Genomic DNA, 8,074 nt, shown 5'->3' with positions numbered 1-8,074 from the left:
TTGTTTTTTGGCAGGACACAAGTTATTCCCCGGGTGCAAACTTTGCAAAAGTCAAATTTTGCCACCGGCGCATGCTTTGGCTCACAATGCCACGCGAGGCATGCGCTTTGGCCGGCTGGCCGACGTCGTGCCAAACGTGCCGGGGCGGGGAGCTGGTCCCCGCGCGGGTGCAGTTAGTAACCGGAACAGGGCCAGTGGGAGACAAAAACCCACATGGTGGAACAATCATTCCCATTGAGTGGGAACTATTCCTTTGTGTACGTGATTGCAGACACTAGTGTCGCTTGCATGATTGACAACGAGCAGGACGGATCAGGTGCAACTGGCACCTCGCGCAGTCCCCGGAACGAGCCGCCCCGGGCGGCCGCGGCACAGTCACGGTCACTGGAAATCCTGTTGCAATTCGCCTCCGCCCAGGTGTTGACCGCCGCGCAGCTCTCAGCCCGCACCGGCATCCCCGTCAGCGCCGTCTACCGGCACCTGGCGGCACTGACCCAATCCAGCCTGGTGGCACCGGCCAACCACCGGGGCCAATTCTCCGCCGGGCCAGCAACCTTGTCCCTGGCGGCGAACTACCGCCAGGAATCCATCATCACCAGCAGCATCTCCGCCAAGCTGCGCCAGCTCTCGGACGAAACCCAGGAACTTGCCGCGTACCTCGTGGTCAGCGGCAACCAGTCGCTGTGCGTGGAAGCGGTGGAAGGGCCGCAGATGCTGCGCTGCAGCTACTCCGCCGGCCGCTCCCAGCCACTGCACCGAGGTGCCAGTGCGCTCTCCCTGCTGGCCAACCTGCCCGCGCCGGAACAGGCCGCCGCGGTTGCGGCACTTGACCTCGACGACGCCGGCTATTCCGCCATGCGCCGCGAGCTGGACATCACGGCCGCCCGCGGCTTTGCCCTGAGCCAGGGCGCGGTGGACGCCGGCGTGTGGGGCGTCAGCTTCCCCATCTTCAATTCCTCCGGCCACCTGGCCGGCACACTGAGCACCATGGCCCCTTCGGTCCGCGCCATCAGGAGCGAAAAACGCCTCATCGCAGCGACCCGCACGGCCGCCCTCATCCTCAACTCAGCAGAAACGGCAATGCCATGACCCCCGAACTGACCCCCTCCCCCTGGGCCGGCCGCGACGACGGCCCCGGTCCCGAGCACCGCCGCTGGCACCACGCCGTCAACGAGAACCTCTCCTCCAAATCCTCGGCCCCGGCCCCCGGCGGTGTGGCCGTCATTGGCTTCCGAAGCGACGAAGGCGTCCGGCGCAACAAGGGCCGGACGGGCGCAGCCGATGCCCCCGCGGCCATTCGGACGGCACTTTCCTCCCTCTCCGCGCCGGAGGCACTTGCAGTCCGCGACCTGGGCGACATTGCCGTGACGGATGGCGCCATGGAGCTTGGCCAGGAACGCCTTGGCCGGGAAATAGCTGGCGCACTGCGCGCCGGGGACCTTCCCGTGGTGCTCGGCGGGGGCCATGAAACCGCCTTTGGCAGCTACTTGGGCTTGGCCGGTTCCGGGATTTTGGCCGGGCGCCGCCTGGGCATCATCAACCTTGACGCCCACTTCGACCTGCGTGCAGATTCCCTCCCCTCATCCGGCACCCCGTTCCGGCAGATCGCCGAACTCGAGTCCGCCGCCGGCCGCCCGTTCACCTACCGCGTGGTGGGCATCAGCGAGGCCAACAACACCCTTGACCTATTCCGGACCGCGGCACGGCTGGGCGTGAAACATCTCCTGGACGAGGACTGCGGGGCATCGGCACTGCCCGCCGCCCAGGCGTTCGTGGACCGGTTCCTGGGCGAGGTGGACGCCGTCTACCTCACCATTGACCTGGACGTCCTGCCGGCACATGTTGCCCCCGGCGTCAGCGCACCGGCCGCACTCGGGGTCCCCATGGAAGTCATCTTGGCGCTCTGCCGCCAGCTGGCCGCATCAGGAAAGCTCGTTCACGTGGACGTGGTGGAACTGAACCCCCTCTTTGACCTTGACAACCGCACGGCCCGCGCGGCGGCACGGCTGGTGCACGCCATCGCCGCCGAATACACGGCACTCCCCCGGGAGACGCCGGCCACCCCACTGCAACCTGGAATCGAGCTCCCGTGAAACACATCCTCACCCGATACCGCTTTTGGGCGGTCCTGCTGGCCGCACTGATCGGACTCACCGGCGTGGCCGCCTCCGCTGCCACCGCCGCACCGACCACCGACCCGTCAGCTCCTGCGGCAACCTCCGCCAAGCTCAGCGATCTGAAGTCCGGGAAACTTTCCCTGCGAGTGGGCACCGATGCCACCTTCCCGCCGTTCGAATTCACCGATGCCAACGGCGACAAGATGGGCTTCGACATTGACCTGGTCCGGGCCCTGGCCAAGGAAGCCGGCATCAAGAACGTCGAGTTCATCCAAATGCCGTTTGGCAACATCGTCCCGGCGCTCCAGGCCAACCAGGTCGACGTCGGTGCTTCCGCCATCTACATCAGCGATGAGCGGGCCAAGGCCATTGACTTCTCCGACGTCTACTACCCCGGTGGGCTGGCCGTCTTCGTGGCGGAGGACAACACCACTGTGACGTCCCTGGCCGATCTTGCCGGCAAGAAGATCGCTGTGCAGGTGGGCACCAAGTCCGTGGAGTGGCTGGAGCAGAACCAGCCCAAGGCGCAGCTGGTCCAGGTCCAGACCAACGACCAAATGTTCTCTTCCGTGAAGCTGGGCCAGGCAGATGCAGTGGTCACCGGCCAGCCGGGCGGGCGCTACTTCATTCACCAGCAGGGCGGCCTGATGCAGGTGGGTGAAAGACTCACCAATGAGAACTACGGCTACGCCTTCCAAAAGCAGGATCCTGCCATCAGGGATGCCTTCAATGTTGCACTCACCTCACTGAAGTCCAATGGCGGCTATGACAAGCTCACCGCAAAGTGGTTCGGCGACGAATCCACTGCCGCAACCGGCCCGGCCAAGGCCCACGGCCTGATCAACATCTCCTCCATCACCAACTCCGCCGGCCCTCTGTGGAACGGTTTTGTCACCACCATGCAGATCATCGGCATGTCCCTGGTGTTGAGCCTGGCTTTCGGCATGCTGGGCGGGTTCGCCAAGCTCTCCAAGGTCACCCCGATTCGCTGGCTGGGCACCGCTTACGTCTCGGTCATCCGCGGCACGCCGTTCATCGTCCAGTTGTTCCTGATCTATTTTGGCCTGCCGCAGCTGGGCCTGCAGCTCTCACCCATGGTGGCAGGAGTGTTCGCACTGGGCCTGTACAGCGGCTCCTACGTCACAGAGATTGTCCGCGGCGCCATCCAGTCCGTGGACAAGGGCCAGATGGAGGCCGCCCGTTCCTGCGGCATGAGCTCCGGCGCCGCCCTGCGGCACATCATCATCCCGCAGGCATTCCTGCGGATGCTCCCGCCGCTCGGCAACGAATTTGTCTCCCTGACCAAGAACTCCGCACTGGTGTCCTTTGTGACCATCAGTGAACTGTTCCTGGTGGGCCAGACCATCATCTCGCGCACCTTCGACGCCCTGACCGTGTACATCTTCATCGGCCTGGTCTACTACGTCCTCACCAACGTCATTGGCTTCATTGCCAACACCCTGGAAAAGAAAATGGCGGTTTACATCTAATGGCACTCTTGACTACCCAGGCCATCACGAAGACCTTCGGCACTGTCCATGTCCTGAAGGGCATTGACTTCACCATCGAACCCGGCGAGGTGGTGGCTGTCATCGGCCCCAGCGGCGGCGGCAAGTCCACCTTCCTGCGCTGCCTGAACCTGCTGGAGACACCCACCTCCGGGCATGTCCTCTTTGACGGCGAGGACCTGCTGGCTCCCAATGTTGACCTGGACCGGCTCCGTTCCCGCATGGGCATGGTGTTCCAGCAGTTCAACCTGTTCCACAACCTGACCGCCCTGCGCAACGTGATGCTCCCGCAGATGAACGTGCTGGGCAAGTCCAAGGCCGACGCCGAGGCGCACGCCATGGAACTGCTGGAAAAGGTAGGCATGACCCACCGCGCCAACGCCTACCCCAGCCAGCTTTCCGGTGGCCAGAAGCAGCGCATCGCCATTGCCCGCGCGGTGGCCATGAACCCCAAGCTGATGCTCTTCGACGAGCCCACCAGCGCCTTGGACCCCGAGGTGGTCAATGACGTCCTGGACGTCATGACGGACCTGGCCAAGCAGGGCATGACCATGATCGTGGTGACGCACGAGATGGGCTTTGCCCGCAAGGTGGCCGACCGGGTGGTCTTCGTGGACGGCGGAGTCATTGCCGCGGACATGCCGCCGGAGGAATTCTTCTCCGAGGACAACGCCAACCCGCGCGTCCGGGACTTCCTGAACAAGGTCCTCTAGGGCGCCACGTCCATGGACGACGCCGGGACCCCACCCGGCGCGTCCGGCCCGCCTGCCGCGTGACCGCCAGTGTGGAGTGTGGCAGGGGGCCTGCGCCATGGCAAGCGGCGCGGGTCAGTCCTCTAGCGGGCGCAGCCAGGTGAACTGCGGCGTCTCCTTGGCCAGGAACGCGGCAACACCAATGGCGGCGTCCCCGCTCAGTGCCATCTGGGCCTGCCAGTAGGCGCTGAGCTCCGCCACTGCGGCATCTCCGGCGCCGGAACCCAGGGCATTGACCAGCGCCTTGTGCCCCTGGGCCGAAAACTGCGAACGGGCTGCCAGCCTCAGCGCGAACGCGTGGACCTCATCCCAGAATCCATCCAGGGACAGCACCTTGGTGGCCAGGCCCAGCCGCAGCGCCTCGTGTGCCCCGATGAAATCTCCGCTGAGCAGCAGGTACTTGGCCGTGGCCGGGCCGGCCAGTTCCACGAGCCGCTTGATGCCGGAGAGCGGGTAGACGATCCCGATCTTGGCTGGGGTGATCCCGTACATGGCCCGGTCGGAGGCCAGCCGGATGTCGCAGGCCCCGGCAATCTGCCAGCCGCCGCCCACGCAGTAGCCGTCAATGGCGGCGATGGTGGGCTTGCGGAAGCGGGCCAGCGCATTTTCCGCCACGGTGATCCCGCCGCCGCTGCGCTGCCCCGTGGCGGGGTCGTGCAGGATGCTCTGCACGGAGGCAATGTCGGCCCCGGCGGAGAAGTGCTCCCCCGCCCCGCGGACCACCACAAGTTTCACGGTATCGTCGGCGTCCAGCCGGGCCAGCAGCTCCTCGAACTGGGCCCACATGTGCGCCGTGATGGCGTTGCGCATGCCCGGGTTGTCCATGATGAGCACGGCCACGGGCCCGGACTGTTCCACGCGCAGCGTCCCCGGCTCAGCCACTTTCGGTCCCATCGCTGGGCGCGCCGGTGGCGGCGCCGTCGTACACCACACCCGCGGCCACGAGTCCGGCAATCTGCTCCGCAGACAGCCCCAGCCCCTCCAGGACGGCCAGCGTGTCCTGGCCCAGGGCCGGCGGCGGCTTCGCCACCGCTGGGGCCTGGCCGTTGATGGAGACGGGGCCGCGGAGCAGGGGAAGCCTGGACCCGTCGCTGCGCAGCACCTCCTGCACCATGCCCAGGTGCTGGACCTGGGGGTCGGCGAAGGCCTGCTCGTAGTTGTAGATGGGCCCGGCGGGTATGCCGGCGCCGCGCAGCTCGGCCAGCCATTCCGCAGCGGTCTGGCGAGCCAGCAAGCCGTCAATGAGCTCGCGGAGTTCCTCGCGGTGCACCGTCCGGAGCCGGCTCGTGGCATAGTCGGGGTGCCCCGCAAGCTCGGGGGCGCCGAGCAGACCGCACAACTGGGCCCACTGTTTCTCGCTGCCCACGGCGATGATGAGCGGGATGTCGGCGCTCTTGAACACCCCGTAGGGGGACAGTACAGGGTGGTTGTTGCCACGCGGGATGGGCACCTCCCCCGTGCTGAGGAACTGCTGTCCCTGAAAGGCGGAGAGCGAGAGCCCTGTTTCCAGCAACGACGCCGCCACGGGACTTCCGGCCCCGCCCGCCCTGCGCCCGACCAGGGAAGCCGCGATGCCGAAGGCTGTGCAGATGCCCGTGACCAGGTCCACGATGGGCACGCCCACCCGGTACATGTGGTCCACGTCGGCCCCGGTCACGGACATGAGCCCGCTCATGCCCTGCGCCACCTGGTCCAGGCCGGCGGCCTGGCTCAGCGGGCCGGTGGGGCCGAAGCCAGTCACGGACGCGATGATGAGCCCCGGGTTGGCCTTCTTCAGCAGCTCCGGGTCAAGGCCCGTGGAGGCCAGCACGCCGGGGCGGAAGTTTTCAATGAGCACGTCGCTGGCCAGGACCAGGTCCCACAGGATCTGCTTTCCTGCCGGGGAGTAGAAGTCCACGGCCACCGAACTCTTGCCGCGGTTGGCGGAGTCGAAGTACAGGGAGTGTTCGCCGTCGAACGGGGCCCAACTGCGGGAGGAATCCCCGCCCTTGATGCTCTCCACCTTGGTCACGGTGGCGCCCATGTCGGAGAGCAGCGCGGCCGCATAGGGGCCTGCGAGCGCGCGGGAGAGGTCCATGACCTTGATGCCGGCCAGCGGCAGGCCCGCCGGCCCAGGCGCCGTGGCGGCGCGCTCAGGCACCGTACCCCCGCAGCTTCACGTTGACCTGCTTGGTCTGGGTGAACCCGGCCAGCATGCCCTCCAGGGAGACCTCCCGGCCAATCCCGCTTTGCTTGTAGCCGCCGTAGGACTGTCCCGGCACCTGCCCGCCACCCTGGTTGACCTGCACCCAGCCGGCCTCGAGGCGGTGGGCCGTGGTGAGGGCGTCGTCGAGGTTGTGGCTCCAGACGTAGGCGGCCAGGCCGTAGTTGGTGTCGTTGGCCATGGCCACCACCTCGTCGGTGCTGCGCCACGGAATGGCCACCAGGACGGGGCCGAAGATTTCTTCCCGGGCTATGCGGAAGTCGTTGCGGGCTCCGGTGAACAGCGTGGGCAGGTGGTAGTAGCCCTCGGTGAGCGGGCCCTCCTGCGGATCGCTGCCGCCAATGACGGCCTTCATGCCGGGCGTTGAGCGGCCCTCAGCAAGGAAGCCGCTGATGGCTGTGTGCTGCTTGGCGTTGATGATGGCACCCATGTCGCTGGCTTCCTCGAGGGGGTCACCCACCGTCAATGCTCCGAGCTTGGCGGACAGCGTGCCCACCACCTCGTCGAAAATGTCGGCGTGCACGTACAGCCTTGAACCGGCCGTGCAGCTCTGCCCCTGCCGGGTGAAGCGGGAGGCGAGGAACAGGCCCGTGTACAGCTCGTCGTCGTCCCCTCCGCCGGAGAGCGCGTCGGGGAACACGATGGAGGGGTTCTTGCCGCCCAGCTCCAGGGACTGGTGGGCCAGCCGCTCCCCCGCCTGACCGCCGACCCGGCGGCCAACCGCCGTGGAACCGGTGAAGGAGACCTTGTCCACGCCCGGGTGGAGTGCGAGAGCCTCGCCGATGACGGAGCCGCTGCCGGTCAGCGCGTTGACCACCCCGGCGGGCAGGTGGTTGTTGCACACCTCGGCCAGGCGGAGCACTGTCAGCGGGGCGTCCTCGGCGGCCTTGAGGATCACGGTGTTCCCGGCGGCGAGCGCGGCTGGAACCTTGAAGGCGGCAATCATGAGCGGGGAGTTCCACGGGAGGATGGCGGCCACCACGCCCAGCGGCTCCAGCCGGGTGTATTGCAGCTGCCCGTCGCCGGCAGGGAGCGTGGTCCCCTTGACCTCCCCGGCGATCCCGGCGAAGTAGCGGAACATGGCCACAAGTGTTGTGGCCTCGGGCCGGGCCTGGGTGCGGATGGCGTTGCCGGTGTCCAGGGCGGTGAGGTGGGCAAACTCCTCGATGCGCTGTTCAAGTTCGTCGGCGATGGCCAGCAGGGCTTGCGTCCGGGCCGTGAAATGTTGCGACCGCCAGGCCGGGAAGGCGGCCCGTGCGGCGGCCACGGCCTTCTCCACATCCTCCACGGTGCCGGCCGGCACGCGGCCGATTACGGATTCGCGCCTTGCCGGATTGTGGACGTCGTGCCACTGCCCGCCCAGTGAAGGAACCTGCTGTCCGCCGATCCACATGGGATGGTCTTCCACGGTCCACGCCGGCACTGTGGTGGCGGGTGTCTGTGCTGTCATGATCAAAGCCCCTTTGCTTTATCAACCAACACGGCCCCTGTGGG

7 protein-coding genes are annotated in these 8,074 nt (G+C 66.9%); 4 read left to right on the top strand and 3 right to left on the bottom strand.

Going from position 1 to position 8,074, the window contains the following annotated elements; translation table 11 throughout:
- The first annotated feature begins 288 nt into the window (after window positions 1-288).
- Genes PCK14_RS07955 through PCK14_RS07940 form a run of 4 tightly spaced genes read left to right on the top strand, consistent with a single transcriptional unit; the run spans window position 289 to window position 4,338 of the window.
- On the top strand, window positions 289-1,089 hold the full coding sequence (locus PCK14_RS07955) for an IclR family transcriptional regulator (RefSeq protein ID WP_269937939.1): 801 nt from the start codon (window positions 289-291) through the stop codon (window positions 1,087-1,089).
- Window positions 1,086-2,093 carry a formimidoylglutamase gene (gene hutG / locus PCK14_RS07950; RefSeq protein WP_269937938.1) on the top strand — a complete coding sequence of 336 codons (1,008 nt, stop codon included), beginning with the start codon at window positions 1,086-1,088 and terminating at the stop codon, window positions 2,091-2,093. Before PCK14_RS07955 ends, hutG begins: the two co-directional genes overlap by 4 nt.
- Window positions 2,090-3,607, top strand: coding sequence for an ABC transporter substrate-binding protein/permease (locus tag PCK14_RS07945; RefSeq protein ID WP_269937937.1), 1,518 nt, complete (start codon window positions 2,090-2,092; stop codon window positions 3,605-3,607). Before hutG ends, PCK14_RS07945 begins: the two co-directional genes overlap by 4 nt.
- Window positions 3,607-4,338, top strand: a complete 732-nt coding sequence (locus PCK14_RS07940) for an amino acid ABC transporter ATP-binding protein (protein WP_269937936.1) — start codon at window positions 3,607-3,609, stop codon at window positions 4,336-4,338. Before PCK14_RS07945 ends, PCK14_RS07940 begins: the two co-directional genes overlap by 1 nt.
- Window positions 4,339-4,452: 114 nt before the next feature.
- Here PCK14_RS07940 and PCK14_RS07935 read toward each other — a convergent pair whose 3' ends face one another.
- From PCK14_RS07935 to PCK14_RS07925, 3 genes are read right to left on the bottom strand one after another with little or no spacing between them, the layout of a single operon-like run.
- Window positions 4,453-5,259 (bottom strand): enoyl-CoA hydratase/isomerase family protein, encoded by an 807-nt coding sequence (locus PCK14_RS07935; RefSeq protein ID WP_269937935.1) that lies wholly within the window; start codon window positions 5,257-5,259, stop codon window positions 4,453-4,455.
- Complete coding sequence (locus tag PCK14_RS07930; protein WP_269937934.1) at window positions 5,252-6,517, bottom strand: CaiB/BaiF CoA transferase family protein; 1,266 nt, start codon at window positions 6,515-6,517, stop codon at window positions 5,252-5,254. Before PCK14_RS07930 ends, PCK14_RS07935 begins: the two co-directional genes overlap by 8 nt.
- A complete protein-coding gene (locus tag PCK14_RS07925; RefSeq protein WP_269937933.1) occupies window positions 6,510-8,030 on the bottom strand; it encodes an aldehyde dehydrogenase family protein in 1,521 nt (506 codons plus the stop codon). Before PCK14_RS07925 ends, PCK14_RS07930 begins: the two co-directional genes overlap by 8 nt.
- Between the last annotated feature and the right edge of the window lie 44 nt (window positions 8,031-8,074).

This window comes from Arthrobacter sp. HY1533 (assembly GCF_027568515.1).
Classification (GTDB): Bacteria; Actinomycetota; Actinomycetes; order Actinomycetales; family Micrococcaceae; genus Specibacter.
The sequence above is the reverse complement of the archived record's forward strand: the minus strand, read 5'-3'. Positions and strand labels throughout refer to the sequence as shown.

What these genes read in the sequence shown, in the direction of transcription:
- PCK14_RS07955 (WP_269937939.1), top strand. Translation starts at nt 289, where the DNA reads ATGATTGACAACGAGCAGGACGGATCAGGTGCAACTGGCACCTCGCGC.
- hutG (WP_269937938.1), top strand. Translation starts at nt 1,086, where the DNA reads ATGACCCCCGAACTGACCCCCTCCCCCTGGGCCGGCCGCGACGACGGC.
- PCK14_RS07940 (WP_269937936.1), top strand. Translation starts at nt 3,607, where the DNA reads ATGGCACTCTTGACTACCCAGGCCATCACGAAGACCTTCGGCACTGTC.
- PCK14_RS07925 (WP_269937933.1), bottom strand. Translation starts at nt 8,030, where the DNA reads ATGACAGCACAGACACCCGCCACCACAGTGCCGGCGTGGACCGTGGAA.